At 63.0% G+C, this 25,015-nt stretch carries 26 protein-coding genes and 1 riboswitch; of the genes, 20 read left to right on the top strand and 6 right to left on the bottom strand.

From position 1 onward, the window contains the following. Positions 1-51 precede the first annotated feature (51 nt). The 3 genes from ccoG (at position 52) to AC27VO_RS09625 (ending at position 2,270) form a co-directional block, all read left to right on the top strand. A complete protein-coding gene (gene ccoG / locus AC27VO_RS09615) occupies positions 52-1,482 on the top strand; it encodes a cytochrome c oxidase accessory protein CcoG (protein WP_488666491.1) in 1,431 nt (476 codons plus the stop codon). A 66-nt stretch (positions 1,483-1,548) separates the two neighbouring features. Next, positions 1,549-1,836, top strand: a complete 288-nt coding sequence (locus AC27VO_RS09620) for a FixH family protein (RefSeq protein WP_488666492.1) — start codon at positions 1,549-1,551, stop codon at positions 1,834-1,836. 182 nt (positions 1,837-2,018) lie between these two features. Next, complete coding sequence (locus AC27VO_RS09625) at positions 2,019-2,270, top strand: hypothetical protein (RefSeq protein WP_488666493.1); 252 nt, start codon at positions 2,019-2,021, stop codon at positions 2,268-2,270. A 123-nt stretch (positions 2,271-2,393) separates the two neighbouring features. Here AC27VO_RS09625 and fnr read toward each other — a convergent pair whose 3' ends face one another. Further along, positions 2,394-3,119, bottom strand: a complete 726-nt coding sequence (gene fnr, locus AC27VO_RS09630; protein WP_312564539.1) for a fumarate/nitrate reduction transcriptional regulator Fnr — start codon at positions 3,117-3,119, stop codon at positions 2,394-2,396. A 199-nt stretch (positions 3,120-3,318) separates the two neighbouring features. On the opposite strand from fnr, the gene hemN reads away from it, so the two are divergent. Both hemN and AC27VO_RS09640 read left to right on the top strand, forming a co-directional pair. After that, positions 3,319-4,698 (top strand): oxygen-independent coproporphyrinogen III oxidase, encoded by a 1,380-nt coding sequence (gene hemN, locus AC27VO_RS09635; protein WP_488666494.1) that lies wholly within the window; start codon positions 3,319-3,321, stop codon positions 4,696-4,698. A 5-nt stretch (positions 4,699-4,703) separates the two neighbouring features. Continuing rightward, the gene (locus AC27VO_RS09640; protein ID WP_488666495.1) at positions 4,704-5,417 is read left to right on the top strand and encodes a sulfite exporter TauE/SafE family protein; all 714 of its coding nucleotides are present in this window, start codon (positions 4,704-4,706) and stop codon (positions 5,415-5,417) included. A 222-nt stretch (positions 5,418-5,639) separates the two neighbouring features. Here AC27VO_RS09640 and AC27VO_RS09645 read toward each other — a convergent pair whose 3' ends face one another. Both AC27VO_RS09645 and AC27VO_RS09650 read right to left on the bottom strand, forming a co-directional pair. Continuing rightward, positions 5,640-6,161, bottom strand: a complete 522-nt coding sequence (locus AC27VO_RS09645; RefSeq protein WP_488666496.1) for a cell division protein ZapA — start codon at positions 6,159-6,161, stop codon at positions 5,640-5,642. After that, positions 6,158-6,370, bottom strand: a complete 213-nt coding sequence (locus tag AC27VO_RS09650) for a DUF904 domain-containing protein (protein WP_488666497.1) — start codon at positions 6,368-6,370, stop codon at positions 6,158-6,160. The genes AC27VO_RS09645 and AC27VO_RS09650 overlap by 4 nt, the downstream gene beginning before the upstream one ends. Before the next feature lie 171 nt (positions 6,371-6,541). Further along, positions 6,542-6,784: riboswitch (cobalamin riboswitch) on the top strand. 405 nt (positions 6,785-7,189) lie between these two features. Here AC27VO_RS09650 and AC27VO_RS09655 point away from each other — a divergent pair. The 14 genes from AC27VO_RS09655 (at position 7,190) to cobT (ending at position 19,949) form a co-directional block, all read left to right on the top strand. Then, complete coding sequence (locus tag AC27VO_RS09655; protein WP_488666498.1) at positions 7,190-8,581, top strand: cobyrinic acid a,c-diamide synthase CobB; 1,392 nt, start codon at positions 7,190-7,192, stop codon at positions 8,579-8,581. 12 nt (positions 8,582-8,593) lie between these two features. Then, positions 8,594-9,199 (top strand): bifunctional adenosylcobinamide kinase/adenosylcobinamide-phosphate guanylyltransferase, encoded by a 606-nt coding sequence (cobU, locus tag AC27VO_RS09660; RefSeq protein WP_488666499.1) that lies wholly within the window; start codon positions 8,594-8,596, stop codon positions 9,197-9,199. Next, the gene (locus AC27VO_RS09665) at positions 9,187-10,095 is read left to right on the top strand and encodes an ABC transporter substrate-binding protein (protein WP_488666500.1); all 909 of its coding nucleotides are present in this window, start codon (positions 9,187-9,189) and stop codon (positions 10,093-10,095) included. Before cobU ends, AC27VO_RS09665 begins: the two co-directional genes overlap by 13 nt. Before the next feature lie 4 nt (positions 10,096-10,099). Beyond that, entirely contained in the window at positions 10,100-11,116 is a 1,017-nt protein-coding gene (locus AC27VO_RS09670; protein ID WP_488666616.1) for a FecCD family ABC transporter permease, read from the top strand. A 31-nt stretch (positions 11,117-11,147) separates the two neighbouring features. Beyond that, complete coding sequence (locus AC27VO_RS09675; RefSeq protein ID WP_488666617.1) at positions 11,148-11,936, top strand: ABC transporter ATP-binding protein; 789 nt, start codon at positions 11,148-11,150, stop codon at positions 11,934-11,936. A 53-nt stretch (positions 11,937-11,989) separates the two neighbouring features. Next, positions 11,990-12,559: a cob(I)yrinic acid a,c-diamide adenosyltransferase gene (cobO, locus tag AC27VO_RS09680; protein WP_488666501.1), complete on the top strand. Its 570-nt coding sequence runs from the start codon at positions 11,990-11,992 to the stop codon at positions 12,557-12,559. Positions 12,560-12,570: 11 nt separating this feature from the next. Next, positions 12,571-13,302: a 5,6-dimethylbenzimidazole synthase gene (gene bluB, locus AC27VO_RS09685; RefSeq protein WP_488666502.1), complete on the top strand. Its 732-nt coding sequence runs from the start codon at positions 12,571-12,573 to the stop codon at positions 13,300-13,302. After that, positions 13,299-14,384, top strand: coding sequence for an adenosylcobinamide-phosphate synthase CbiB (gene cbiB, locus AC27VO_RS09690; protein ID WP_488666503.1), 1,086 nt, complete (start codon positions 13,299-13,301; stop codon positions 14,382-14,384). The genes bluB and cbiB overlap by 4 nt, the downstream gene beginning before the upstream one ends. Then, positions 14,374-15,456, top strand: a complete 1,083-nt coding sequence (locus AC27VO_RS09695) for an aminotransferase class I/II-fold pyridoxal phosphate-dependent enzyme (protein WP_488666504.1) — start codon at positions 14,374-14,376, stop codon at positions 15,454-15,456. Before cbiB ends, AC27VO_RS09695 begins: the two co-directional genes overlap by 11 nt. Next, entirely contained in the window at positions 15,446-16,252 is an 807-nt protein-coding gene (locus AC27VO_RS09700; protein WP_488666505.1) for a HipA family kinase, read from the top strand. Before AC27VO_RS09695 ends, AC27VO_RS09700 begins: the two co-directional genes overlap by 11 nt. Further along, the gene (locus AC27VO_RS09705; RefSeq protein WP_488666506.1) at positions 16,239-16,640 is read left to right on the top strand and encodes a DUF3037 domain-containing protein; all 402 of its coding nucleotides are present in this window, start codon (positions 16,239-16,241) and stop codon (positions 16,638-16,640) included. Before AC27VO_RS09700 ends, AC27VO_RS09705 begins: the two co-directional genes overlap by 14 nt. 20 nt (positions 16,641-16,660) lie before the next feature. After that, complete coding sequence (locus AC27VO_RS09710) at positions 16,661-18,106, top strand: cobyric acid synthase (RefSeq protein ID WP_488666507.1); 1,446 nt, start codon at positions 16,661-16,663, stop codon at positions 18,104-18,106. Positions 18,107-18,205: 99 nt separating this feature from the next. Further along, on the top strand, positions 18,206-18,706 hold the full coding sequence (locus tag AC27VO_RS09715; RefSeq protein WP_488666508.1) for a hypothetical protein: 501 nt from the start codon (positions 18,206-18,208) through the stop codon (positions 18,704-18,706). Positions 18,707-18,860: 154 nt separating this feature from the next. After that, positions 18,861-19,949: a nicotinate-nucleotide--dimethylbenzimidazole phosphoribosyltransferase gene (gene cobT, locus AC27VO_RS09720; RefSeq protein WP_488666509.1), complete on the top strand. Its 1,089-nt coding sequence runs from the start codon at positions 18,861-18,863 to the stop codon at positions 19,947-19,949. Positions 19,950-20,047: 98 nt separating this feature from the next. On the opposite strand, the gene AC27VO_RS09725 is transcribed toward cobT, so the two are convergent. The 3 genes from AC27VO_RS09725 to AC27VO_RS09735 form a co-directional block, all read right to left on the bottom strand. Next, on the bottom strand, positions 20,048-21,397 hold the full coding sequence (locus AC27VO_RS09725) for an NAD(P)/FAD-dependent oxidoreductase (protein ID WP_488666510.1): 1,350 nt from the start codon (positions 21,395-21,397) through the stop codon (positions 20,048-20,050). A gap of 288 nt (positions 21,398-21,685) precedes the next feature. Further along, positions 21,686-23,122, bottom strand: a complete 1,437-nt coding sequence (locus AC27VO_RS09730; RefSeq protein WP_488666511.1) for a sensor histidine kinase — start codon at positions 23,120-23,122, stop codon at positions 21,686-21,688. Beyond that, positions 23,119-23,835, bottom strand: coding sequence for a response regulator transcription factor (locus AC27VO_RS09735; RefSeq protein WP_488666512.1), 717 nt, complete (start codon positions 23,833-23,835; stop codon positions 23,119-23,121). The genes AC27VO_RS09730 and AC27VO_RS09735 overlap by 4 nt, the downstream gene beginning before the upstream one ends. A 172-nt stretch (positions 23,836-24,007) precedes the next feature. On the opposite strand from AC27VO_RS09735, the gene AC27VO_RS09740 reads away from it, so the two are divergent. Next, positions 24,008-24,970: a Bug family tripartite tricarboxylate transporter substrate binding protein gene (locus tag AC27VO_RS09740; RefSeq protein WP_488666513.1), complete on the top strand. Its 963-nt coding sequence runs from the start codon at positions 24,008-24,010 to the stop codon at positions 24,968-24,970. Positions 24,971-25,015 lie beyond the last annotated feature (45 nt).

Genomic DNA, 25,015 nt, shown 5'->3' on the forward strand with positions numbered 1-25,015 from the left:
GCGGCACTCTGTGCCGCCTTTTGCTTTGGTGCAATTTAGGGAGTGTGACGCATGAGTTCCGAGCAACAAAAACCGCAAAAAATCATTCCGATCCAAGCGGATAGCCAGGAAAAGACCATCTCGTTTTTTGAAGCGCACAAGAAGGTTTATCCGCGCTCCATCAGCGGCAAGTTCATGAATTGGCGCTGGGCCATGGTGCTGCTGACACAGTTGCTTTTCTACGGCTTGCCGTGGCTGGAGTGGGGGCAGCGCCAGATGGTGCTGTTCGACCTGGGCACGCGCCGTTTTTATTTGTTTGGCCTGGTGCTGTACCCGCAGGACTTTATCTACCTGACGGGCTTGCTCATCATCAGTGCCCTGGCGCTGTTCTTGTTCACGGCGGTGGCCGGGCGCCTGTGGTGTGGCTTCACCTGTCCGCAAACGGTGTACTCCGAAATCTTCATGTGGATTGAGCACAAGGTCGAAGGTGACCGCAGTGCGCGAATCCGCCTGGACCAAGGAGGCTGGACGGCCGAGAAAATCTGGAAAAAGTCGCTCAAGCAACTGCTCTGGATTGCCTTGGCGCTGTGGACGGGCTTCACGTTCGTCGGCTACTTTGTGCCCATTCGTGAACTAGGCGGTGAGCTGCTGGTTCTGGACGGTGGCTGGCAAATTTTCTGGGTGCTGTTCTACGGTTTTGCCACCTACGGCAATGCGGGCTACATGCGTGAGCAGGTGTGCAAATACATGTGCCCGTATGCGCGCTTTCAAAGCGCGATGTTTGACAAAGACACGTTGATCGTCAGCTATGACGCACCCCGCGGTGAAGCGCGTGGTCCACGCAAAAAAGAGTCCGATTACCGCTCCCAAGGGCTGGGTGACTGCATTGACTGCAAGCTGTGTGTGCAAGTCTGCCCGGTGGGCATTGATATTCGCAACGGCCTGCAGTACGAGTGCATCGGTTGTGGCTTGTGTGTGGATGCATGCAACAACGTGATGGATAACATGAACTATCCACGTGGCCTGATTCGCTTGACCACCCAGAATGCGGTCAGTCAGGGCTGGTCGGGCGCGCAAATTCTGCGTCGTATTGTTCGGCCTCGTGTATTGATTTATTCAGCCATTTTGCTGGCGCTGTCGGTGGCCATGGTGGTCAGCATGGCTGTGCGTGAGCCGCTGAAAGTCGACGTGATTCGTGACCGTGCCTCGCTGGCGCGCATTGCCTCGGGTGGCAAGCTGGAGAATGTGTACCGCCTGCAGGTCATGAATGCGACAGAGCTGGCGCAGACCTATGTGGTCACGGTCAAGGGGCTGCAGGGCATTGAGGTGGCGGAAGCTACGGCTGTTGCGGTAGATGCAGCGCAGACGCGTGGGGTTGCGGTGCGGGTGCAGATCCCATATGGGTCTGCGCAGGCGGGCTCACACCCGATCGAGTTCGAGATCACGGCGCAAAGCGGCCAGGGTCACGTGCTGGAGAAGTCGGTGTTTATCGTGCCGCGCTAAAAGCGGTGCATGGTGTGTGGAAGGCGTAGCCCTTGCACACCCTGTTTGATTCAAAGAGAGTTTGGTATGTCTCAGATTGCAAAGAAGCTGGAAAAGAAGTCGGGCCCCTGGTGGAAATACGGGCACGTATGGCTGGTGCTGGCAGGCCCTGCGATTGTCGTGGTGGCCGGTGTGACAACGGCCATGATTGCCATGCGCGGTGCAGATCCGGTGGTCGATGAGAACTACTACCAAAAGGGGCTGCATATCAATCAGGAGCTGCGACATGCCGAAAAAAGCCTGGCCCCAGCCGGTGCGGCACGCAACCATGCCACCACGCCGGATGCAGACTTGCCTGATCTTTCACCCAAGTAAAACGGGTGCTTCACTATCAGTAGCTGCTAGCGCTTGGTATGCAATGGCTTGAGGATTGAATCCATTTCAAATCATTGCTTGATAAGCGCTTGCAGCTATTGTTTTTATTGAGTGTTTCTCCCACACACCAGCCAAAGGATCGATGTTCACAATAGGTACAGACTTCATGCGAAGGAGGGTGTATGTGGACACGTCGTTTAATGTGGATTCTGTGGCCTGCCTTCTTGGCGGCCGGTGTGATGGAAATGCTGGTGTTTGCCGCCTTTGATCCGCAAGACATGTTGTGGCTGGGGCAGGGTGTGCAGCTGTCCCGCACGGCCATTTACACCTTGGCATTTTTTGCATTCTGGGCCGTGTTTGCGGCGGCGGGTTATCTGACGGTGCTGCTGTCCATGTCTGCCGCTGAGGTGAATGCACAGCCCTCTGCACTGTGAAGTGAAGCGCCTGGCCGCATAAGTCGCCTGCGCTGGCGCTGCGCCGCTGGTTAGCCTGAACGTTGGCCATAAAAAAACCTCCCTGGCGAAAGCGGGGAGGTTTTTTTTGATGGTGGGTAGCGCTTATTTATTGCATTCGTGCTGGCTGTTGACCAGACGTTGCAGGGCCGCCGTATCCAGAATGCGCACGTGGCGCTGTTTGACTTCCACCATGCCTTCTTCCACAAACTTGGAGAACGTGCGGCTGACGGTCTCCAGCTTCAGGCCCAGGTAGCTGCCGATTTCTTCACGCGTCATGCGCAGCACCAGCTCAGAAGACGAGAAACCGCGGGCATGCAGGCGTTGCACCAGGTTCAAAATGAAGGCAGCCAAGCGCTCTTCGGCGCGCATGCTGCCCAGCAGCAGCATCACGCTGTGCTCACGCACAATTTCGCGGCTCATGACTTTGTGCACATGGCTTTGCAGTGCGGTCACTTCGCGCGAGATTTCTTCCAGACCATCGAAAGGCATCACGCACACTTCCGCGTCTTCCAGTGCGACGGCGTCACAGGTGTGGTGGTCATTGACAATGCCATCCAAACCAATGATTTCGCCGGCCATCTGGAAACCGGTCACTTGATCGCGACCATCTTCTGTGGCGACGCAGGTCTTGAAAAAACCGGTTCGAATGGCGTAGAGCGATGTGAATGCTTCTCCATTGCGAAACAGCGTTGCTCCGCGTTTGACTTTGCGGCGCGTGGCCACAATGTCATCAATGCGCTGCAGCTGCTGCTCATTCAGGCCTACGGGCATGCAGAGTTCGCGCAGATTGCAGTTGGAGCAGGTAACTTTGATGGTTGGAGGAGTCATGTACTCAAAAGCCCGGGGTCTTGGAGAGATCAAAGGCTTGTGCGGTTAAAGATCAGAAAAAAGAAACTATCGAATTGCTCGCAGTTGCTATGAATGATGTAAGTTAAATTGTGACATCGCTTGTACAGCAACCTCTTGATGCACGTCAAGGATGAAGGTGGCCAATTGTTGCAAAGTCCTGTCATCAAGGAAGAACTTCATGACAGTTGTCACCCCCGAGCTCTTGCGTCGCTATGACGTGCCAGGTCCACGCTACACGTCCTACCCCACAGCGGATAGGTTTGTGGAGGCGTTTGGCGATAGTGACTATATCTTGGCCCTCAAGCAGCGCAAAGTGGCCGCTGCGGCCAAGCAGCCGATGTCGCTGTATGTGCACATCCCGTTTTGCGATTCGCTGTGCTACTACTGCGCCTGCAACAAGATCATTACCAAGCACCATGAGCGTGCGGTCACCTATATGCGCTATCTGGAGCGTGAGGTGGATCTGCACCTGCAGCATTGCGGTCGTGGCCAGGCGGTGAGCCAGTTCCACGTCGGTGGTGGGACACCAACCTTTCTGACCGATGATGAATTGCGCGCGCTGTGGGGCATGCTGCGCGAGCGCTTTCAGTTTGACCCTGCGGGGGAGTATTCGATTGAAGTCGACCCACGCACTGTCACGCGAGAGCGACTGGCGGTACTCAAGGAAATCGGCTTTAACCGCCTGAGCTTTGGCGTGCAGGACTTTGATCCCGAGGTGCAAAAAGCCGTGCACCGCGAGCAGCCCGCAGAGCAGGTGTTTGATTTGGTGGCGGCTTCGCGCGAGCTGGGTTTTGAGTCGATCAACGTTGACCTGATCTACGGACTGCCCAAGCAAAATCCGGAATCGTTCGCGCGCACGCTGCAGCAGGTGGCGCAGTTGCGGCCCGATCGCATTGCGCTGTATGCCTATGCACATTTGCCAGAACGCTTCAAGCCTCAGCGGCGCATCTTGCAGGCCGATTTGCCATCCGCGCCCGACAAGGTGGGTATGTTGTCGGCCGCGATTGAGAGCTTTATGGCTGCGGGTTACGTCTATGTGGGCATGGATCACTTTGCCCTGCCGGAGGATGCATTGGCAGTGGCCAAGCGCCAAGGGCGTTTGCACCGCAATTTCCAGGGCTACAGCACGCAACCCGATTGCGACCTGATTGCGCTGGGCGTGTCTGCGATTGGCCGTGTGGCAGCAACGTACAGCCAAAATGCAAAAACGCTGGAAGAGTATTACGACCTGTTGGACCAAGGGCGCTTGCCCGTGGTGCGTGGTTTGGCCTTGTCACGGGACGACACCATTCGCCGCGCGGTGATCATGACCATCATGTGCCAAGGCGAGGTGTTCTATGAGTCCATCAACAGTGCGTGGCTCATCGATTTCAAAAAATATTTTGCAGCAGAAATTGAGGCGCTGGCAGACCAGCAGGACGAAGGTCTGGTGACGATTTCCGATGACTGCATCACGGTCACCCCCAAAGGGTGGTTCTTTGTACGTGGCGTGGCCTTGGTGTTTGACCGTTATTTGCAGGCAGATCGCAATCGTGCCCGATTCTCGCGGATCATCTGATCCCTATGATTCTTTCCTTGCTTTGGACCGCATTTTTCATGGGGCTCGTGGGTGGGCCCCATTGTCTTGCCATGTGTGCGGCACCTTGCCATGCGGTGATCCAGGGCCATGGTCAAGTCGTGCAGATGCATGCAGCATGGTCACCGCAACGCCGGGCCTGGAGCTGGAGCACCTGCCAGTTTCATCTGGGGCGCCTGCTTGGCTACGCTTTGCTGGGCGCCGTGGCCGCTTTGGCCATGGAGCAAGTGGCCTGGTTTTCGGATCAAACCTCTGCCTTGCACCCTGTATGGGTCCTCATGCACCTGGCGATTTTGGCCTGGGGGCTGCTCATGCTGTTTCAGGGACAGCAGCCCGTGTGGCTGGAGCGCGCAGGGCGTGTGGTCTGGGCCAAGGTGCAGCCTGTGTTGTCTTTGCGCGGTGGTGCCTTGCTGGCGGGAATGGCCTGGGCATGCATGCCCTGTGGCTTGCTTTATTCGGCGGTTCTGGTCGCGGCACTGAGCGGCTCTGCATGGACGGGGGGCATCAGCATGCTGGCATTTGGGGTGGGCAGTGGGCTGTGGCTGCTGGCTGCACCACTGGCGTGGCGCTGGCTCAGCGGGAGGGTCAACCGCTGGCGTTCAGAGTGGGGAACACGCGCTGCAGGCCTGATGCTGGTGGCCGTATCACTGTGGGCGTTGTGGATGGACTTGGTCTACAAGCCGTCCCTGTGGTGCCGCTAGAAGGGAAATCGCTGGGGGGTGGTGCCGAATGGCGAATGAAGGTGTCTGCAAAACCACCGAGCCGTCATCCTGAACCGGGGGTTCAGGTGGGCGAGAGCAACCTAACGTTGGGTTCGTCTGACGCGAGACGATCACGCTTGCTAGGCAATGTATCAAGCCCGTGCTCAATGAGCATTGGTTCAAGGCAATATAAAGCCCGGCGGATTGCAGACAGGTGCGATTTTACAGGCTTTCCGCAGGCGTGGAGGGCAATTCCACTTGAGCGGCGTTGTCTAAATCTGTGTCGATGCCGATATCGGTGGTTGCGGGCATTGCGTCTACCATGGCTTCCATGGATGGCTGCGTGTGCGCCAGCGGTTGGCTTGCCTGCGCCAAGGCTTGATCGATGCGATCCACCAAGGCACTGGCAAGCGCCTGATCGTGGCTGGCTTGGGCTTCCAAAGCGTGCAAACGCTCGGCATCGGCGTCAGTCAGTGCTGCACCATCAGTGTCCTGGGCACCTTGCAGTGCAGCAAGTTGTTGTTGCAGGGCTTGCAGCTGGTTGCGCAGCTCCAGGCTTTCAAACGCCAGATTGACGGCCAGCAACACACCAATACGCTCGCGCGAACGCAGCTTGGTGTTGTCCAGCATTTGCTGGAACTGGTGATCCACCCGTTCCACCGCCTCGAGCAGCTGTGCTTCCTGTCCGTCAGGGCAGGTCAGCAGATAGTCCTGGTGCAGGATTTGTGTTTCTAGCTGGCTCAAGATGCCTCCTGATTGACCGGCAAACGTTCGATCAACTCATCCACGCGTGCCCGCGCAGCTTTCAGGCGTGACTTCAGCGAGTCACGCTCCTTGTGCAAAGCCTGGATCTCTTCGCTGAGTTGGCGATTCGCGTGCTGCATAGCTTCGTACTGCTCCAGTAGCAGCTCTACACGCCCTGCAACGGGGTCAAGAATGGATGGTGTCGTCATGGATTGCTCCAATTGTAGGACTGCCCTTTTGAAGGGAATCGCAAATTTAGGGCAGATCGCAAGATATAGCTACAAAAGCTTGTTTCAAGCTGTCAATGCTGGCGTGCATTGGGCCCGGTGCGGGCTGTGAATGCCGGTTGCGCTGCCCAGCAGACTTTTTCCAGCATTAGAATCGACCACTCAAATGTTGGTGCTCGCAGCTTGGTTCACAAGTTTGCAGTTCAACGGGAAGCAGGGTGGCGGTGTTGACCTTCAGCACCACCTAGCCTGCGCTGCCCCCGCAACGGTGAGTTCTTGGCGCTAGTCATAGCGCCCATCCATCATCACAAGCCACTGAATGCCTTGAACAAGCATTTGGGAAGGCGATGGACCTGAGGAACCAGCCCGGATACCGGCCAACATTGGTGTGCCCGCTTCGGTGGGCATGGTTACCCATTGCTGGCGGGGAGGCTGGCGCGGGTCGATATCTCCAAAATCCCCCATGTTCTTGATGAATCCACGGTGCGCTGGTGTCGTTGCATTGGCATTGCGTCGTTCTGCTGCGTGGTGCATGCCGTGGCGTAGCTCGGTGGGCTTTCAGCATCTGTGCAATGCCACGGCAGGGTCGTGGCCGGCACATCGTTCGCAACGGCATGCCACGTTGGGTGCTGAAACCATGGCGCCAGCTTGGAAGCCGGGCACGAAAGTGCAGGCGGCCAGCTGCCATGACAAGGGTGGGGGGCGTGCACCTGCTGGTGGGTTGTGGCTTGGAGAGCGTCTCGGATTCAGCAACCATCACCAAGGTTCATTTTTATCTTGCTACGCATTGCCCGTTGCTCCATGACCCAGTCTTCAACATCTCCTTCCTGTGTGGCGCTTTTGATTGCCGCCCCCGCATCGGGGCAGGGAAAAACGACTGTGACGGCTGCCTTGGCCCGCTGGCACACGCGCCAGGGGCGCCGGGTGCGGGTGTTCAAGTGCGGGCCTGATTTTCTGGATCCTTACTGGCACCAGCTGGCCAGCGGAGCCACGGTGCACAACATTGATGCCTGGATGGTGGGCATGGAGGAGGTGCGGGCCCGTTTGGCCGATGCCGCACGCCATGCCGATGTGCTTTTGATTGAAGGCGTGATGGGGCTGTTTGATGGCAGCCCCACGGCTGCTGATCTGGCTGCACAGCTAGGGATTCCGGTGCTGCTGGTGATTGATGCAAGCGCCATGGCAGGCAGTTTTGGCGCCTTGTTGCTGGGCATGCAGCAGTATCAGCCAGGGTTGCCCTGGGCGGGGGTGCTGGCCAACCGCGTGGGCAGCAGCATGCATGCCCAGATGCTGCAAGCCAGCGTGCGCGATCCCGGCGTGTGGCTGGGCGCTTTGCAGCGTGTGGGAGAGGGCAAAAACGCGCAGTTGCTGCCTGAGCGCCACCTGGGTTTGGTGGCTGCACACGAGCTGCCCGACGCCATGGAGCGCCTCAATGCAGCGGCCGATGCGCTGGCTGCCACGGCCTTGGGGCAAATGCCCTGGCAGGAATGGCAGCAGCGCTGGTCGGTGACGTTCCCTGCAGAGCCTGCTGCGCTCATCCCACCCATGGAGCCTTGGCTGCAAGGCCGTACCGTGGCGGTGGCACGCGATGCAGCATTCAGCTTTATCTACCCCGCCAATCTGGATTGCTTGCAGGCCATGGGCGCGCGCCTGGCGTTCTTCTCGCCTTTGGCGGGAGAGCGCTTGCCGGCGTGCGATGCACTCTGGTTGCCAGGCGGTTACCCAGAGCTGCACGCCGCCACACTGGCTGCGAATACGGCCCTTCAGCAAGATGTGCGTGCCCATGTGCACGCAGGCAAGCCAGTGTGGGCCGAATGCGGTGGCATGCTGGCGCTGGGCGACAGCATCCAGACCGCGTCGGGTGAGGTCTACCCCATGTGGGGCATCCTGCCCGGTACGGCGCAGATGCAGCCGCGCCTGGCAGGCCTGGGCATGCAGCAATGCGTGCAGCAGGGTGGCGTGCTGCGTGGCCATACCTTCCACTACTCACGCTTTCACAGCCCGGTGGCGGTCATGGCCCGCACCAGCCGCGCCCAGCAACCGGTGCAGGCGCAGCAAGGCGAGGCGGTGTACCAGCACGGCAGTGTCCACGCCAGTTACTTTCATGCCTGGTTTCCTTCCCACCCACGCGCAGTGGCGGCCTTGCTGGGCGCGCACGCTGTGGAATGGTCGGCTGCGGCAGCCCCGGCATAATTTGCAACTCTTATGAATGCTTTGAACAACAGCACTGTGACGCCCTGGCAAGAATTGATCCTGGGTGGTCAAAAAAGCGGCAAAACCCGCCGCGCGGAGCAAGCTGCGCGTGACTGGCTGGACGCGGCGGCAGGTCGCAGTGCGGTGTACCTGGCGACGGGGCAGGCGTGGGACGCCGAGATGCGCACCCGCATTGCACGCCACCAGGCCGATCGCGCCGCACGTGTGCCCGGTATGCAGACGGTGGAGGCACCGCTGCAGCTGGCACAGGCCCTGCAAGCCCACAGCCAGGCGCAGACGCTGGTGGTGGTGGATTGCCTGACCTTGTGGCTGACCAACTGGATGATGCCTGCAGAGGAATTGGAATCTGCCTCTAATTCGGCTCAAACCGAGGACTGGAGCGCGCAGCGTGCTTTGTTTTTGGAAGTTCTGCCCCAGTGCCCGGGCCCCGTGGTGGTGGTGGGCAATGAGATTGGTATGGGCGTCATTCCCATGGGCCAAGCCGTGCGTGCCTTTGTGGATGCGCTGGGTAGTTTGAACCAGGACGTGGCGCGCGTATGCAGCCGCGCCACTTTGATGGCAGCAGGCTTGCCGCTGCAACTGAAATGCAACCATTGATACGACGTAGCCTGCATCTGCTGCTGTGGGCATGTGCCGCCCTCGGTGGTGTGACCCATGCGCTGGAGGTGCCAGAGGCCGCGCGCCGCGATGACCGGGGCCGCGCCATTGCCCAGGCGCAACCGCCACAGCGCATTGTCAGCCTGCTGCCTTCGCTGACCGAAACGGTCTGTGCCCTGGGGGCGTGCAACAAGCTGGTGGGGGTGGATCGCTATTCCAACTGGCCGGTCACGTTGCAAACCACCTTGCCCGTGCTGGGTGGGGGCATGGACCCGAATGTCGAAGCGATTGTGGCGCTCAAGCCCGATGTGGTGCTGCTGTCCAACGCCTCGCGGGTGGTGGCGCGGTTGGAGTCGCTGGGCCTGCGCACCCTCACGCTGGAAACCCGCACACAGGCCGATGTGCACCGCGTGCTGCAAAGCATGGGCTTGCTGTTGGGGCTGCCGCCCGAGCAGGCAGAGCGCGAATGGCAGCGTGTGCAAGCTGGCATGGATGCAGCCGCACAGTCGCTGCCCACGGGTGTGCAAGGGGCCAAGGTGTACTTTGAGGTCAGCCGTGGCCCGTACGTGGCTGGGCCTTCCTCCTTCATTGGAGAGCTGCTCACGCACATGCGCGTGGGCAATGTGGTGCCGCCAGAGATGGGGCCTTTCCCGCGTCTGAACCCGGAATTTATCTTGCGGGCCCGCCCTGACGTCATTTTGATGGGCAACCACAGCATGCAAGTGGCGCACACCTACCCGGGCTGGGGCACGCTGGGTGCTGTCAAGCACCAGCGCGTGTGCGCGTTCGATGCGCAAGAGTCCGGCATCATCGTGCGCCCCGGCCCCCGCATGGATGAGGCTGCCCGCATCATTGCCCGCTGTTTGGCGGAGAAAGCCCCGCGCCGTGAACATTGAAACGATGCACCACGGCGGCACGGATCGCCGCAGCCACTGGCTGGCGCTGGGTTTGCTGGTGCTGACTGCCGTGCTGGTGCTGCTGGGCGCCAGCGTGGGTAGCACGGGCTGGGAAAGCGCGCTGCGCATGCACAGCGACCCTGTGGCGCAGCAAATTGTCTGGGACATTCGCTTGCCGCGCACCCTGGGGGCATGGCTGGCCGGGGCCTTACTGGGCCTGGCTGGCGCGGTGGCGCAGGGCCTGTTTCGCAACCCCTTGGCAGATCCCTACCTGCTGGGTAGCGCATCGGGCGCTGCGCTGGGCGGTGCGGTGGCCATGGTTCTCAGCGGCACGGCCGCAATGGGGATGGAATGGATGCAGCGCCTGGGCATGACGGGCATGGCCTTTGCGGGCGCTGCCGCTGCCGTGCTGCTGACGCTGATGCTGGCGCAAGGCGTGCAAAACAGCTTGCGCCTGCTGCTGGCAGGTGTGGTGGTCGGCGTGGTGCTGGGCGCGGTGCGCGACATGCTGGAGATGCGCTACCCCGATATCTTGCAGCCCATGAAGGCGTTTGGCCTGGGCAGTACTGCCTTCATTGGCTGGGCCTCCTGTGCCTTGATGCTGGGGGCCTGGGCATCGTGCGCGTTGCTGGCCTGGGGCCTGGCGCGTGTGCTCGATGGACTGACGCTGGGGGAATCCACCGCCGCCAGCCTGGGCTTGCCACTGGCGCCCATGCGTGCGGGGCTGATTGCTGTGATGGCACTGGCCACCGGCACGGCCGTGGCACAGACGGGATTGATCGCTTTTGTCGGGCTGGCCGCCCCGCACCTGGTGCGCAGCATGGTGAGCGTGGGGCATGGCCGCAGCACCTTGCTCAGCAGCCTGATGGGCGGTGTGGTGCTGTTGACCGCAGACGTGCTGGCGCGCTGGGTGATGGCGCCCGAAGAATTGCCCGTGGGGGTGCTGACAGCCTTGCTGGGCGGCAGCTATCTGTTGTGGTTGATGCACCGTGGCCATGCCGCGCGGCAGGGCAGGGGGTGATATGGCTCAAGTGCTAGATCCCGTACGCGAGATGCCTCCGCTGGCCTTGCAAGCGCAGGGTGTGCAGGTGCAGGCAGGCGCCCACCAGCTGCTGCATGGGGTGGATATGTATGTGCCCGCCCAGCAATGGACAGCGATTGTGGGCCCCAACGGAGCGGGTAAATCGACCTTGCTGCGTGCGCTGGCGGGCTTGCAGCCGCGCAAGGCGTGGCAGGGGCAGGTGCAACTGCTGGGCCGCCCGCTCGGTGGCTGGGCAGTGAAAGAGCGTGCACGCACGCTGTCGTGGCTGGGGCAGAACGAGGCCGTTTCGCAAGAGCTGTGCAGCTACGACGTGGTCATGCTCGGGCGTTTGCCGCACCAGGCCTGGCTGGCAGCGCCCAGCGCGCAAGACCATGCGGTGGTGCAGGCCTGCCTGCACACCACCCAGGCCTGGGCTTGGCGCCACCGCCCCTTGGCCGAACTGTCTGGCGGCGAGCGCCAGCGCGTGCTGCTGGCACGTGCCCTGGCAGTGCAGGCCCAGGTGCTGCTGATGGACGAACCCCTGGCCAATCTGGACCCCCCGCACCAAAGTGCCTGGATGGACACGGTGCAGGGCTTGGTCGCCAGTGGCCAGACCGTCGTCAGCGTGCTGCATGAGCTGGGGATTGCGCTGCAATCGGACCACATGGTGGTGATGCAGGCCGGGCGGGTGCTGTACCAGGGCGCTACACACGATGTGGCCACGCACGCGGCGCTGGAGGCGGTGTTTGACCACCGCATCCGCATCCGCGCGGTCGATGGCATGTGGATGGCCTTGCCGATGGTGGCCAGGTTCGCGTGAATATTTTTTGAAGAAAAGTGTCGCTAGCCCTTATGGGGCAAACGCTGTTAGCTATGCAAATTGAGAATCCACCCTCAGAAAAACCTTACGAGAAACCAGAGGGCGAGCGCCGTGGGCTGGTCATCGTCAACACGGGCGACGGCAAGGGCAAAAGCACGGCCGCCTTTGGCCTGGCGTTTCGCGCCACCGGCCGTGGCAAGGCGGTCAAAGTGTTTCAGTTCATGAAGGTGCCCACGGCACGCTTTGGTGAACACCGCCTGGCCGAGCAAGTCGGCCTGCCCGTGGAAGGGCTGGGCGATGGTTTCAGCTGGAAGAGCAAAGACCTGGAGCAGTCGGCCCAACTGGCGCGCGATGGCTGGGAAAAAGCCAAGGCCGCCATTGTGTCGGGGGACTGGTTTTTGGTGGTGCTCGATGAAATTACCTACCCGCTGATCTATGGCTGGCTGCCGCTGCAAGACGTGCTGGACACCCTGCAGGCACGGCCCAAGCACGTGCACGTGTGCCTGACAGGGCGCCGCTGCCCGCCAGAGATCATTGAGATTGCCGACACGGTCACCGAGATGCAAATGATCAAGCATGCGTTCAAAGCAGGCATTCCTGCACAACGCGGCATTGAGGACTGACAATCCCTGTCATGAGCCAAGCCAACGATCCCACACACGACCTCGATCACTACCAGACCATTGCTGCCACGCCTTTTTCAGACGCTGAGCGGGCAGCGGTCTATCGGGCCATTCATGAGCGGCGCGACATGCGCCACTTCGCCCCGGGTACGGTGAGTGACGAGGTGCTGCTGCGCCTGCTGCGCGCGGCGCACCATGCGCCCAGCGTGGGGTTCATGCAGCCGTGGCGCTTTATTCGCATTCGCTCGCGCAGCATGCGCGAAAGCATCCATGCGCTGGTCGAGCAAGAGCGCGTGCTGACCGCGCAGGCGCTGGGCGTGCGCCAGGAAGACTTCATGCAGCTGAAGGTGCAGGGCGTGCTGGACGCGGCCGAGGTGCTGATCGTGGCGCTGCCACCGGGGCGCGAAGCCCATGTGTTTGGCCGCCGCACCATGCCTGAGATGGACATGGCCTCGGCCGCCTGTGCCATCCAGAACATGTGGCTGGCAGCGCGCGCCGAGGGGCTGGGCATGGGCTGGGTCTCCATTTACGACCCGGTGGCCCTGGCCCAGTGCCTGGAGATGCCTGAAGGCAGCTACCCCCTGGCCGTGCTGTGCCTGGGCCCGGTGCAGGCGTACTACACCGAGCCCATGCTGCAGCAGGAGAAATGGGCCGCCCGTGCGCCGCTGCAGGACATGCTGTTTGATGAGCGCTGGGGCCAGGCCGCGGTGACCACAGCTGTGCCCGCACCCGACGCCCCATGACCACCATCGATTTGACCACCACGCTGGCAGTGGCCCTCAGCCCGGCTGCATGGGTCTACCAGCTGTGGGACGCGCAAGGCGCGGCACAGGTTTTCTGGGCGCAGCAAATCATGGCTGCCGCCTTGGCGGTGCTGGTGGCGCTGCTGCTGGACCGCTTGTGGGGCGAGCCCCCGGCATGGCTGCACCCCGTGGTGCTGATGGGCAAGCTGCTGGCCGCCTGCGGCGCACGCTTGGCCCCGCGCACAGAGCGGGCCAAAGACTATGTGTCTTTTTGGCTTGCAGCCATTGTGTGGTTTGCGCTGGCAGCTCTTGTTTTTATGTTTTATGCGTTGTGCCAGTGGCTGTTGCCGCCTGCGCAGTGGTGGTGGCATGGGCTGGTGGTGGGCGTGTTGCTCAAGCCGCTGCTGTCGTGGCGCATGCTCAAGGACGAGGTACTGGCGGTCGAGGCCGCGCTGCAGCAGTCGCTGCCTGTGGGGCGTGAACGCTTGTCTTGGCTGGTCAGCCGCGACACCAGCCAGCTGGATGCCAGCACGGTGCGCGAAAGCGCCATCGAGACACTGGCCGAGAACCTGAGCGACTCCGTCATCGCCCCCTTGTTCTGGTTTGCGCTGCTGGGCCTGCCCGGCGCGGCGCTCTACCGCTGGGCCAACACGGCCGACGCCATGTGGGGCTACCCCGGCTGGCGCGGGCAAGGCGCCCAGCGCCGCTACTGGCAGTGGGCCGGTAAATGGGCCGCCCGTGCGGATGACGTGCTCAACTGGCTGCCCGCACGTGTCACAGCAGCCTGGCTGGCCCTGGTGGGCGGCGGCCTGGCGTGGCAGGGCTTGCGACAGGACGCGGCTGTGACCCCATCGCCCAACGGTGGCTGGCCCATGGGCGCCATGGCCCAATTGCTGGGTGTGCAGCTGTCCAAACCCGGTGTCTACCGGCTGCACCCCCAGGGCAGAGCGCCCGGGGCGCAGGATGTGCAGCAGGCTGTGAAATTGGCATCAAAAGTGGTTGTAGCCCAGGTGGTGTTTGTGCTGATAGCTATGGTTTTGATGCTTGTGTGGACGATGGGGTGGGGCGACCATGGGGCATAAGCCGGGCACAGTTGTGCATGGCGGCACCGATGCGTTGGGTGTGCCCGCGCACGACTTCTCGACCAATCGCAATGCCTGTGGCCCGTGTCCGGCAGCGGTGGCGGCCTTGCAGGCGGCGCACAGCGCCCAGTACCCGGACCCCAGCTACACCGCCTTGCGCGCACAGCTGGCGCAGTTTCACGGGGTGGATGCACAGCGCATCGTGATTGCCGGCAGTGCCAGTGAATTCATTCACCGCATCACCATGCATGCCGTGCGCCAGGGCGCACATTGCGTGACCTTGCCCCCGCACTACTACGGCGACTATCCGCAGGCCGCGCAGCTGTGGGGCCTGGCCCCCATGCCGCGCGCCAGCCATGCAGCCGGTGCGGGCCTGCACTGGGCCTGCGCACCATCCAGCCCCCTGGGGCGCGACGATGACATGGGTGCGGTCTGGGCCAGTGCCCCGCCAGCAGGGGCGTGGCGCGTGGTCGACTGTGCCTATGCGCCGCTGCGTCTGGGTGCTGCGCCTGCGGCCCCGCTGCCGCCAACGGCCTGGCAGATGTGGACCCCGAACAAAGCCCTGGGCATGACGGGGGTGCGTGCTGCCTATGCGATTGCCCCGGTGGGCACCGACGAGGCCACGCTGGCCGCGCTGCGCCAGCTGGCACCCTCGTGGCCCGTGGGCGCGCACGGCGTGGCCCTGCTGCAAGCCTGGGTGAGCCCCGAGGTGCAGCACTGGCTGGCCCACAGCCTGCGGACACTGCAGGACTGGAAAACGCAGCAGCTGGCCTTGTGCGCGCGCCTGGGCTGGCAGGTGCTGGAAGGCCACCAGGCCAACTATGTGACGGCCCAGTGGCCGCAGGCGCTGCATGCGGTCTTGCCGCAGCGCCTGGCGGCTTTGCGCGCCCACAGCATCAAGTTGCGCGACTGCACCAGCTTTGGCCTGCCCGGGCATGTGCGCATGGGGGTGCTGCCACCCGCCTCGCAAGCGGTGCTCGAACAGGCCTGGGTTACCGGGCTGGTGCCAGGTGCATCGACTGCGCCCGCGGTGCCCGTTGTGCAAACAGGTAGTATTTCGTATGAACTCTGAAACCTTCCAACTGCCGACGGTGATGGTGGAGCGTTATGTGACCCCGCTGCGCGAGGGGGGCTCCATGCCCGCCATCGTGGAGGCCGATGACCTGGGCACCTATGTGCTCAAGTTCCGGGGCGCGGGCCAGGGCGTGCGCGCGCTGATGGCCGAAATCATCGCTGGCGGCATTGCGCGGGCACTGGGTTTGCCCATTCCGGAGATGGTGCTGGCGCAGCTGGACCCGCTGCTGGCACGTACCGAGCCAGACCCCGAGATTCAAGACCTGATTCGCGCCAGCGCGGGCCTGAACGTGGCGCTGGACTATCTGCCGGGGGCTATCAACTTTGATCCGTCGGTGGATGTGGTGGATAGCGATCTGGCCTCGCGCGTGGTCTGGTTTGACACCTTGGTCAGCAACGTCGATCGCACGGCACGCAACACCAATATGCTGATGTGCCGGGGGCAGCTGTGGCTGATCGATCATGGCGCCAGTCTGACGTTTCACCACGCGTGGAATGGGCAGGTGGCAGACCCGGCCAAACCGTTTGCCCCCAGTGCCGAGCATGTGCTGCTGCCGCGCGCCAGCGCTCTGGCTGAGGTAGATGGACCGCTGGCCCAGCGTTTGTCTGTGGATGTGCTGCAGGCGATTGTGGCTGCGGTGCCCGACAGCTTTTTACAGCTGGCTGCGACCGATCTGGAAGATGGTGCGCTGCATGATGTACAGGCCCACCGGGCGGCCTATGTGAATTATTTCCAAGCCCGCCTGCAAGCGCGTGGCCGCTGGTTGCAAGGAGTGATCGATGCACGCGCATGAGCTGTACGACTACGCCATCGTGCGCGTGGTGCCACGCGTGGAGCGCGAAGAATTTGTCAATGTGGGGGTCATCCTCTCGTGCCAGCGCACAGGCTTTTTGCGTGCGGCCATGGCGCTGGATGCCGCGCGGCTGAAGGCGCTGGACCCGCAAGTGGATCTGGATGCCGTGCGCCGTCACCTGGGGGCCATGGTGGCCATCTGTGAAGGTGCGGCAGACGGTGGGCCGATAGCGCAGCTGCCCCTGCGTGCGCGTTTTCATTGGCTGACGGCCAAGCGCAGCAGCATCATTCAGACCTCGGCCGTGCACACCGGAATGTGCCAGCAGACCGATCAGGCGCTGGAGCGCATCTTGCAGCGCATGGTGCTGCCGGTGGCGGTGGGGGCGTGACGGTGGCGGCACGGTGCATCATGGTGCTGGGCACCAGCAGCGGTGCGGGCAAAAGCTGGGTGACCACAGCCTTGTGTGCCTGGTTGCGTGCGCAAGGCCTCAAGGTGGCGCCTTTCAAGGCCCAGAACATGAGCAACAACGCCCGCGTGGTGGCCACACCGAACGGGGATTGGGGTGAGATCGGCACCGCCCAGTATCTGCAGGCACTGGCAGCAGGATGTGAGCCCGATGTTCGCATGAACCCGCTGCTGCTCAAGCCCGAGGCCGATACACGCAGCCAGGTGGTGCTGATGGGGCAGGCGGATGCGGCGCTGTCCACACTGCCGTGGGGTGAGCGCAGCAAGCATGTGTGGCCGCACATCACCCGTGCCCTTGACAGCCTGCGTGCTGACTACGATGTGGTGGTGATTGAAGGTGCTGGCTCGCCCGCTGAAATCAATCTGCATGGCAGCGATGTGGTGAACATGCGTGTGGCCAGGTACTGCCAGGCGCACTGCCTGCTGGTGGCAGACATTGACCGGGGCGGTGCGTTCGCTCACCTGTACGGCACCTGGGCACTGCTGCCGTCTGAGGAGCAAGCGCTGATCCGCGGCTTTGTGCTCAATAAATTTCGGGGCGATGCCGCCTTGCTGGCCCCGGCGCCGCAGATGCTGCAAGAGCGCACCGGGGTGCCCACCGTGGCCACCATTCCCATGCAGCAGGGCCATGGCCTGCCCGAAGAAGATGGCGTGTTTGATGCCCGCAGCACCGGCAGCGGCCGCATTCACACCACGATCGCCATCGTGGCCTACCCGCGCATGAGCAACCATGACGAGTTTCAGCCGCTGCTGAGCGTGCCCGGCGTGCGCGTGGTGTGGGCACGCAGCCCGGCAGACATGGCGGGGGCGGACTGGGTCATCCTGCCTGGCTCCAAAGCCACCGCCGCCGATTTGCAGTGGATGCGCACCCAGGGGCTGGATGCTGCCGTCGTGGCACACGCCCATGCGGGCCGGCGTGTGCTGGGGATCTGCGGTGGTTTGCAAATGCTGGGCGAGGCGCTGATCGACTTGCACGGCATTGACGGCAATGAGGCAGGTTTGGGCCTGCTGCCTTTGGTGACGGTGTTTGCACCGCAAAAAACGGTGCGCCGTGTGTCGGTGCAGCTGCCGGCACTGCGCGGGGCCTGGTCTGCGCTGGATGGGCTGACGTTGCAGGTGTATGAGATTCACCATGGCCAGACACAGCTGCGTGCCGACATGGAGGCCTCCCAGGCGCAGCGCGCTGATGCGCCGGTGCCAGGCCTGGTGTGGCAAAGCGCGCAAGGCCATGTCTGGGGGACGTACTGGCACGGCATGTTTGAAAACACGGCCCTGCTGCAGGCTTTGTGGGGCGCAAACACGCCGTCGCTGGACGATGTATTTGCGCGCATGGCGCAGGGGGTGGATCAGTGGTTTACCGCGCATAGTGAGCAGCTGCTCTCGGTGTAGGCCTGAGACTGCAAGGGCTGTTGGGCTGAACTGATAGGCGTGGCCAGGGGCTTGCCGGATGCTGGAGCATCTGCACTGTCAACCTAGGAGAACACGTCAATGAAGCTGCATCTGATCTCTTCCTTCCGTATCACCCTGTGTGCCATGGCGGTCATGGGGGCTGCGGCAGCCCATGCGCAAGCACAGCCGGCATCTGCGCCTGCACCAGCTGCTGCAGCGGAAGCGCCCCAACCGGTGCACAAAGCCATGCCCAAACACAAAGCGCCGCACAAACCCATGCACAAAGGCAGCCACGGCACATACGCGACGCCTGAGCAGCACGAAGCAGCGGCTGTGGCGGGCGAGCGCCACCGGGGCGCTCGCCCGTCCAACCACGGGGCAGCGCAAGGCAATGCGTTTGAGCACAACGCCCTGCGCCGTTGTGACATTTTTAAAACCGATGACGACCGCCGTGCCTGTGTCGAGCGGGTGCGTCAGCCCCAGATTTCCGGCAGCGTGCAAGGCGGTGGTCTGATTCGCGAGTACACGCAGACCGTGCAAGTTCCGCCACCTCCAGCCCCTGCGCCCATGATGGTTCCGCCCGTGCAGCCTGTGCGCTGATCGGCGCGCCAGCGTCACCCATCTCACCACCCGGCTTTGGCCGGGTTTTTTCATGGGGGCGGATTGACGTGGTTCACGCCAGCGTCTTGCGGGAGGCGGCATACTGGCAGCAAGGCGCTTCGGCGCCATCTTTGTTTGCTCTGAGAGGACCCCCATGTCTGCCGTGATTCCCGAAATCGCTTCCATCCACGATGCCAGTTTTGCCGCCCATGTGCAAGCCTTGCTGGACGACAAGACCAAGCCTGTGGGCTCTTTGGGCGTGTTGGAGCAGCTGGCGCACCGCATCGCTTGCATTCTGGGCACGGACCAGCCGGTGCTGCACGCCCCCCAGATGGTGGTGTTTGCGGCCGACCATGGCCTGGCGGCGCGCGGTGTTTCGGCTTACCCCGTGGATGTGACCTGGCAGATGGTGGAGAACTTCATGGCCGGTGGCGCAGCCGTGAGCGTGCTGGCGCGCCAGCACGGCATTGCCCTGAACGTGGTGGACTGTGGCGTGGCCCGCGACTTTGCCGTGCGCGAGCAAGATCCGCATGACAAGCTGCCCAAGGCCGGTGCTCCGCGCCTGTGGCGCCGCAAGGTGGCTTATGGCACGCAGGATTGCAGCCAGGGCCCGGCCATGTCCGAGCAGGAATGTGCGCTGGCCCTGCGTAACGGCGCAGAGCTGGTCAAGCAGCTGCCGGGCAATGCGCTGCTGCTGGGCGAGATGGGGATTGGCAATACCTCCACCGCCTCGCTGCTGCTGGCCAAGCTGTGCGGCACCTCGGTGGCGGAAGTGACGGGCATGGGCACGGGGCTGGACGCTGCAGGCATTCAGCGCAAGGTGGCCGTGCTGCAGCAGGTGCTGCAGATGCACCAGGACGTGACCGACCCGCTGCAGGTGCTGGCGGCCATGGGCGGGCTGGAAGTGGCCACCATGGTGGGCGCCGTGCTGCAGGCCGCGCTGGAGCGCCGCGTGATTGTGGTGGATGGTTTCATCACCACCGCGGCCGCGCTGGTGGCCAGCCGTTTGCAGCCAGCGGTGCTGGAGCGCTGCGTGTATGCCCACCGCTCTGGCGAGCGCGGTCACACGTTGATGCTGCTGGAGCTGGGCGCGCAGCCCTTGCTGGACTGGCAGCTGCGTCTGGGAGAGGGGTCGGGCGCGGCCACCGCGTGGCCTTTGCTGCCCGCCGCCTGCGCCATCTTGCGCGAGATGGCCAGCTTTGCCACAGCGGGCGTGGCCACCAAGGACGCTGGAGCTGCATAAAAAAGGAGCTGGCAGCGCGCGTGCGATCTGATGATTCAGGCGATTAAGGCCTGAATGCTAGATGGGGCGGGCGCAAGCAGCTCCTTTTTTTTAAGAAATTAATCCAGGCGGATGGTGGGGCGCAGGCGGGAATTCATCAAATCCACCAGCCACAGCAGCCCACCGCGCCAGAAGCCGTACAGGCGCGCCTGGTGCGAGCGGTACAGCCAGATGTGGCTGAGCATGGCCATGCGGCCGCGAATCAGCCCGCCGTTGAACAGCCCGAACTTGCCCAGCGACCCATAGGCGTCGTAATGCGCCAGCGAGACCAGCGCGCCAAAGTCGCGGTAGGCAAAGCCGCGGCCCGCATAAGGCTGTGGGCTGGCCAGCACCTTGGGCAGCAGCTCAATCAAATAGCGCGCTTGCTGGTGGGCCACCTGGGCGGTGGGCGGCAGCGGCTGTTGCTGGCCGGGCAGGGTGTAGCTGGCGCAGTCGCCCACGGCGTAAATGTCGGGGTCGGCGGTTTGCAGATCGTCGTTCACGATCAGCTGGTTACCGCGTGTGGTCGGCAGGCCTAAGGTGGACAGAAACGCCGGAGCCTTCACGCCCGCGGCCCAGACGCTCAGGCCCGCGGGGACCAGCTCGTCACCGTCCAGCACCAGGCCGTCGGCGCGGGCGGCTTGCACCCTGCGGTTGACCAAGACTTGCACGCCCAGGTGCTCCAGGCGTTGCTGCGTGGCCTGTGAAATCTCTTCGGGAAAGCTGGGCAGAATGCGCGCGCCGGCTTCGATCAGCACGATCTGGAATTTGGCTGCCTTGCCCAGCGCACCATAGGCCTCGGCACTTTCGGACAGCTGCACCAACTCGGCCGCCAGCTCCACGCCCGTGGCCCCTGCGCCGACGATGGCTACTTGCAGGGTTTCGCCTTCGGTCATGCCGCGCAGCATGCGCAGGCGGATTTCGCTGTTGAAGTCATCAGCCTTGCGGCGCGAGTCGATCATGAAGCAGTGCTCCAGCACACCGGGGGTGCCGAAGTCGTTGGCACCGCTGCCTACGGCGATGACCAGCTTGTCGTAGCCGATGCGGCGCGCAGGCACCACTTCACGGCCGTCCTCGGCCATGATGGGGTCCAGGATGACTTCCTTGCTGGCCCGGTCCAAGCCTGACATGGCGCCGGGCTGGTAGGCAAAGTGCGCGTCAGTGGCCTGGGCCAGGTAGGTGGTTTGCTGCTGCGCCAGGTCGCGCGTGCCTGCGGCAATGGTGTGCAGCATGGGCTTCCAGACGTGGGCAGAGTCTGCATCGACCAGTGTGACCGAGGCGATATGGTCATCGCCCAGCTTGCCAAATGCAGAGGCTATCTCCAGCCCTGCGACGCCCCCGCCCACGATGAGTACGCGTGCGGGTTGGATGTGTTGTTGATCGCCCATTGCTGATTCCTTGCCTGTTTGGTTATGTGTTTTGGCTGGCATGCAGTTGATGCAAGGCGCCGATTGTGATTCCTTTTTTTATAGCGCTCAGCGCTTGTATTCATTGGCTTTTCTTTGAATTTATGTCTTACATGAGAGTGCTACGCAATACATAGCTGCACATCGAGTGTTCATGCGTGTTTTGCTGCGGTGCAGCAATTTCAGCGGCAACAGCACGTGGATGCCCATGCAGTGTGGCTGGGTATTGGGCGCGGGAATGTGGGGCAAGACGCCAAATTCGCAGCAGCCAAAAGGCCTGCGGGCAGGCTGGTCAGTGTGCTGTGGACCGTGTCAGGCGTCAGGGGTGCTGGCCAGAGGCAGTGTGGCCACGGCCAGCAGCCCTGGCATGGGCTGCGTGGGGCGGTGGTTGCGCAGGGCCAGGTCACCGTCCAGCGCACGGATGATTTCCATGCAGATGGCCAGCCCCAGACCGGATCCATGGCGGCTGTCGCCCGCCGAGAACGGCTGGTACAGGCGCTGGATCAGTTCTTCGGGCAAGCCGGGGCCTTGATCCAGAGTGCGCAGACACACCTGCGGGCGCCCCGGTACGGGCGCCAGCGTCACCAGCAGGGCGCTGCCTTCGGGTGCGTGGCGGATGGCGTTGTGCAGCAGGTTGCGCACCAGTTCGCGCAGCATCCAGTCGTGGGCGTTTACAGCCAGCGGGGTGTCGGCCTGCAGCTCAAAGTCCAGCGCCTTGTCGGCAATCAGCGGTGCCAGATCCAGCGCCACTTCACGCACAATGGCATCCCACGCTGTGGTTGGCGCTGTTTGTTGGCGCAACTGCTCGACCTTGGCCAGCGATAGCATCTGGTTGGCCAGGTTGGTGGCGCGGTCCACGGTGGCTTCGATGTCTTGCAAGGCCTCAGCGGCGGGCAGATCGCCGCGGCGTGCCGATTGCACCTGCACCTTCAGCACGGCCAGCGGGGTGCGCAGCTGGTGGGCGGCATCGCGGACAAAGCGCTTTTGGTGCAGCAGCAGCCCGCGCAGGCGGGCCATGACGTGGTTCATGCCGTCGACCAGCGGTTGCAGCTCACGCGGGGCAGCGGTCAGCTGGATGGGACGCAGATCATTGGAGGGGCGGTGGGCCATGGCCTGGCCCACCGCACGGATGGGGCGTGTGGCGCGCTGCACCACGACCCAGACGGTGGCGGCAATCAACAGCAAAAGCACGCCGTGCTGCCAGATGGTCTCCGTCAGCAGGCGCCAGGCGGGTGTGCGGCGCAGCTGCAGGGTTTCGGCCACCTGGATGATGGCCATGCCCCGTCCGGTGGCGCTGGCCACGGGTTGCAGCAAGATGGCTATGCGCACAGGCTGGTCGCGGTAGTGGCTGTCATAAAAGTCGACCAGCGCCGCGTAGGGGGGCTGGGCGGGGATTTGTCCTCGCCACAGCGGCAGGTCGTCAAAGCCGGAGATCAGGCCACCATCGAGCGTGGAGACGCGGTAGTACATGCGCGTGTGCATGTCGGCTTCAAACGCTTCCAGCGCGGAATAAGGCACCACGGCTTCGATGTGGGCATGCGCGTCGTAGCCGTCCACCGTCAGCTGCTCGCCAATGGTCTTGGCCGATGCCAGCAAGCTGCGGTCATAGGCGGTGTGCAGGACCTCGAGCGAGGAGTGGTAGTCCCACCAGATGTTCAGGGCAATGCAGGCCGTGACGGGCAGCAAGATGCCGGTGAGCAACTGCTTGCGCAGCGACCAGGTGCGTGCAGTGGCAGCGGGCGTGCTCATGGGGCTGTCAGCGCTGAGGCTGGTGGCGTTGCGGGTTTAAGCAGATAGCCCAGGCCGCGCAGCGTAACTAGGTCGGTGCCGGTGCCGCTGAGTTTTTTGCGCAGGCGGTAGACCACCACTTCAATGGCCTCGTATTTCACGTCCACCTCACCGGGGAACACCAGTTCATACAAGCGTTCTTTGGCCAGGGCCTGGCCGGGGCGGGCCAGCAGGGCCTGCATCAAGGCCCGCTCACGGGGGGGGAAGTCCATGGTCTCGCCCAGGTGGTAGATGGCACCGCTGCTGCGGTCCAGCCGCAGGGTGCCAAACACCACGTCGGGTGGCTCTGCCGTGGCGGCGGAGTGGGCGCTGGCCGGTGTGCGGCGCACCAGGGCGCGCAGGCGCGCTTCCAGTTCGTCCAAATCAAAGGGTTTGGCCAGATAGTCATCGGCGCCGGTATTGAGCCCCAGTACCCGGTCACCGACAGTGCCGCGCGCGGTCAGGATCAACACCGGGGTGGTGGCGTGCTGGGCCCGCATCTGCTGGAGCACCTGCAGACCGTCCATGCCCGGCAGGCTCAGATCGAGGATCACCACATCGGGCTGCAGGTTGGACCAGAGGGTGGTGGCTTGCAAGCCATCGCTGCACAGGCTCACCTGCATGCCCCGGCGCGCCAGCGCGCGCTCCATGCTGGTGCGCATGGCTGTGTCGTCTTCCACCAAAAGAATGTGCATGCCGCACGTTAGCACTGTGCGCCGCCTGTGCAGCGCTGGTGGGCTGCGGGTTTTCACCAGCGTGGGCGGACAGCCGTTTGACAGGACGAGGGCGCATCATCGCTCCAAGCCGCGTACCGCACAGGTCGTGCGGCCCATCCTGACATTCCACAGCTACACAGGAGACACAACGATGCGTCGCGATACTTTTTTGAAGAGCATGGCCGCTTTGGCCGCAACCGGCATGCTGCCGCACACCAGCTGGGCGCAGGCAGCCGCCGTCAAGATGATGCTGCCTGCCAACCCCGGTGGCGGTTGGGACACCACAGGCCGCGCGCTGGGCAAGGCCCTGCAGGATGCGGGCGTAGCGTCCTCGGTAACGTATGACAACAAGGGTGGCGCTGCAGGCGCGATTGGCCTGGCGCAGTTTGTGAACGGCAGCAAGAACGATGCGAACGCCATGATGGTGATGGGTGCGGTCATGCTGGGCGGCATCATCACCGGCAAGCCGCCGGTCACGCTCAAGCAGGTCACGCCGCTGGCACGCCTGACCAGTGAATACAACGTGTTTGTGCTGCCCCCCAACTCGCCCTTCAAAAGCATGGCCGAGGTGGTGGCACAGCTCAAGAAAGACCCCGGCAGTGTGAAGTGGGGCGGTGGCTCGCGCGGATCAACCGAGCACATTGCGGCAGCCATGATTGCCAAGGCGGTGGGCGTGGACCCCGCCAAGATCAATTATGTGGCCTTCCGTGGGGGCGGAGAGGCCATCTCGGCCATTTTGGGTGGCAACGTTACGGTGGGCGGCAGCGGTCTGAGTGAATTTGCCGAATACATTGCCAGCGGCAAGATGAAGCCGATTGGCGTGACTTCGGCCCAGCGTCTGCCTTCGCTGGATACACCGACGCTCAAAGAGCAGGGCATCGATGTGGAAATTGGCAACTGGCGCGGGGTGTACGGTGCGCCTGGGCTGAACAAGACCCAGCGCGACGAGCTGGTGGCCAAGCTGGAAAAGGCCACCAAGAGCGCAGCCTGGCAAGAGGCCCTAAAGAAGAACGACTGGACACCGGCCTGGTTGGCGGGGGACGCTTTTGCCAGCTTTGTCGACAAGGAGTTTGCCGACCTGCAAGACACCATGAGCCGCGCTGGCATGGTGTGACCGCCGCAGCACCCTGCCGCAGGTGCTGCGGGGTGTGATTGCTTA

Source organism: Comamonas sp. 14P8.1.4 (assembly GCF_057799285.1).

Excerpts from the sequence above, each read along its gene's own strand:
- ccoG (WP_488666491.1), top strand. The coding sequence starts at position 52 with ATGAGTTCCGAGCAACAAAAACCGCAAAAAATCATTCCGATCCAAGCG.
- AC27VO_RS09620 (WP_488666492.1), top strand. The coding sequence starts at position 1,549 with ATGTCTCAGATTGCAAAGAAGCTGGAAAAGAAGTCGGGCCCCTGGTGG.
- AC27VO_RS09625 (WP_488666493.1), top strand. The coding sequence starts at position 2,019 with ATGTGGACACGTCGTTTAATGTGGATTCTGTGGCCTGCCTTCTTGGCG.
- fnr (WP_312564539.1), bottom strand. The coding sequence starts at position 3,119 with ATGACTCCTCCAACCATCAAAGTTACCTGCTCCAACTGCAATCTGCGC.
- hemN (WP_488666494.1), top strand. The coding sequence starts at position 3,319 with ATGACAGTTGTCACCCCCGAGCTCTTGCGTCGCTATGACGTGCCAGGT.
- AC27VO_RS09640 (WP_488666495.1), top strand. The coding sequence starts at position 4,704 with ATGATTCTTTCCTTGCTTTGGACCGCATTTTTCATGGGGCTCGTGGGT.
- AC27VO_RS09650 (WP_488666497.1), bottom strand. The coding sequence starts at position 6,370 with ATGACGACACCATCCATTCTTGACCCCGTTGCAGGGCGTGTAGAGCTG.
- AC27VO_RS09655 (WP_488666498.1), top strand. The coding sequence starts at position 7,190 with ATGACCCAGTCTTCAACATCTCCTTCCTGTGTGGCGCTTTTGATTGCC.
- cobU (WP_488666499.1), top strand. The coding sequence starts at position 8,594 with ATGAATGCTTTGAACAACAGCACTGTGACGCCCTGGCAAGAATTGATC.
- AC27VO_RS09665 (WP_488666500.1), top strand. The coding sequence starts at position 9,187 with ATGCAACCATTGATACGACGTAGCCTGCATCTGCTGCTGTGGGCATGT.
- AC27VO_RS09670 (WP_488666616.1), top strand. The coding sequence starts at position 10,100 with ATGCACCACGGCGGCACGGATCGCCGCAGCCACTGGCTGGCGCTGGGT.
- AC27VO_RS09675 (WP_488666617.1), top strand. The coding sequence starts at position 11,148 with ATGCCTCCGCTGGCCTTGCAAGCGCAGGGTGTGCAGGTGCAGGCAGGC.
- cobO (WP_488666501.1), top strand. The coding sequence starts at position 11,990 with ATGCAAATTGAGAATCCACCCTCAGAAAAACCTTACGAGAAACCAGAG.
- bluB (WP_488666502.1), top strand. The coding sequence starts at position 12,571 with ATGAGCCAAGCCAACGATCCCACACACGACCTCGATCACTACCAGACC.
- cbiB (WP_488666503.1), top strand. The coding sequence starts at position 13,299 with ATGACCACCATCGATTTGACCACCACGCTGGCAGTGGCCCTCAGCCCG.
- AC27VO_RS09695 (WP_488666504.1), top strand. The coding sequence starts at position 14,374 with ATGGGGCATAAGCCGGGCACAGTTGTGCATGGCGGCACCGATGCGTTG.
- AC27VO_RS09700 (WP_488666505.1), top strand. The coding sequence starts at position 15,446 with ATGAACTCTGAAACCTTCCAACTGCCGACGGTGATGGTGGAGCGTTAT.
- AC27VO_RS09705 (WP_488666506.1), top strand. The coding sequence starts at position 16,239 with ATGCACGCGCATGAGCTGTACGACTACGCCATCGTGCGCGTGGTGCCA.
- AC27VO_RS09710 (WP_488666507.1), top strand. The coding sequence starts at position 16,661 with ATGGTGCTGGGCACCAGCAGCGGTGCGGGCAAAAGCTGGGTGACCACA.
- AC27VO_RS09715 (WP_488666508.1), top strand. The coding sequence starts at position 18,206 with ATGAAGCTGCATCTGATCTCTTCCTTCCGTATCACCCTGTGTGCCATG.
- cobT (WP_488666509.1), top strand. The coding sequence starts at position 18,861 with ATGTCTGCCGTGATTCCCGAAATCGCTTCCATCCACGATGCCAGTTTT.
- AC27VO_RS09725 (WP_488666510.1), bottom strand. The coding sequence starts at position 21,397 with ATGCCAGCCAAAACACATAACCAAACAGGCAAGGAATCAGCAATGGGC.
- AC27VO_RS09730 (WP_488666511.1), bottom strand. The coding sequence starts at position 23,122 with ATGAGCACGCCCGCTGCCACTGCACGCACCTGGTCGCTGCGCAAGCAG.
- AC27VO_RS09735 (WP_488666512.1), bottom strand. The coding sequence starts at position 23,835 with ATGCACATTCTTTTGGTGGAAGACGACACAGCCATGCGCACCAGCATG.
- AC27VO_RS09740 (WP_488666513.1), top strand. The coding sequence starts at position 24,008 with ATGCGTCGCGATACTTTTTTGAAGAGCATGGCCGCTTTGGCCGCAACC.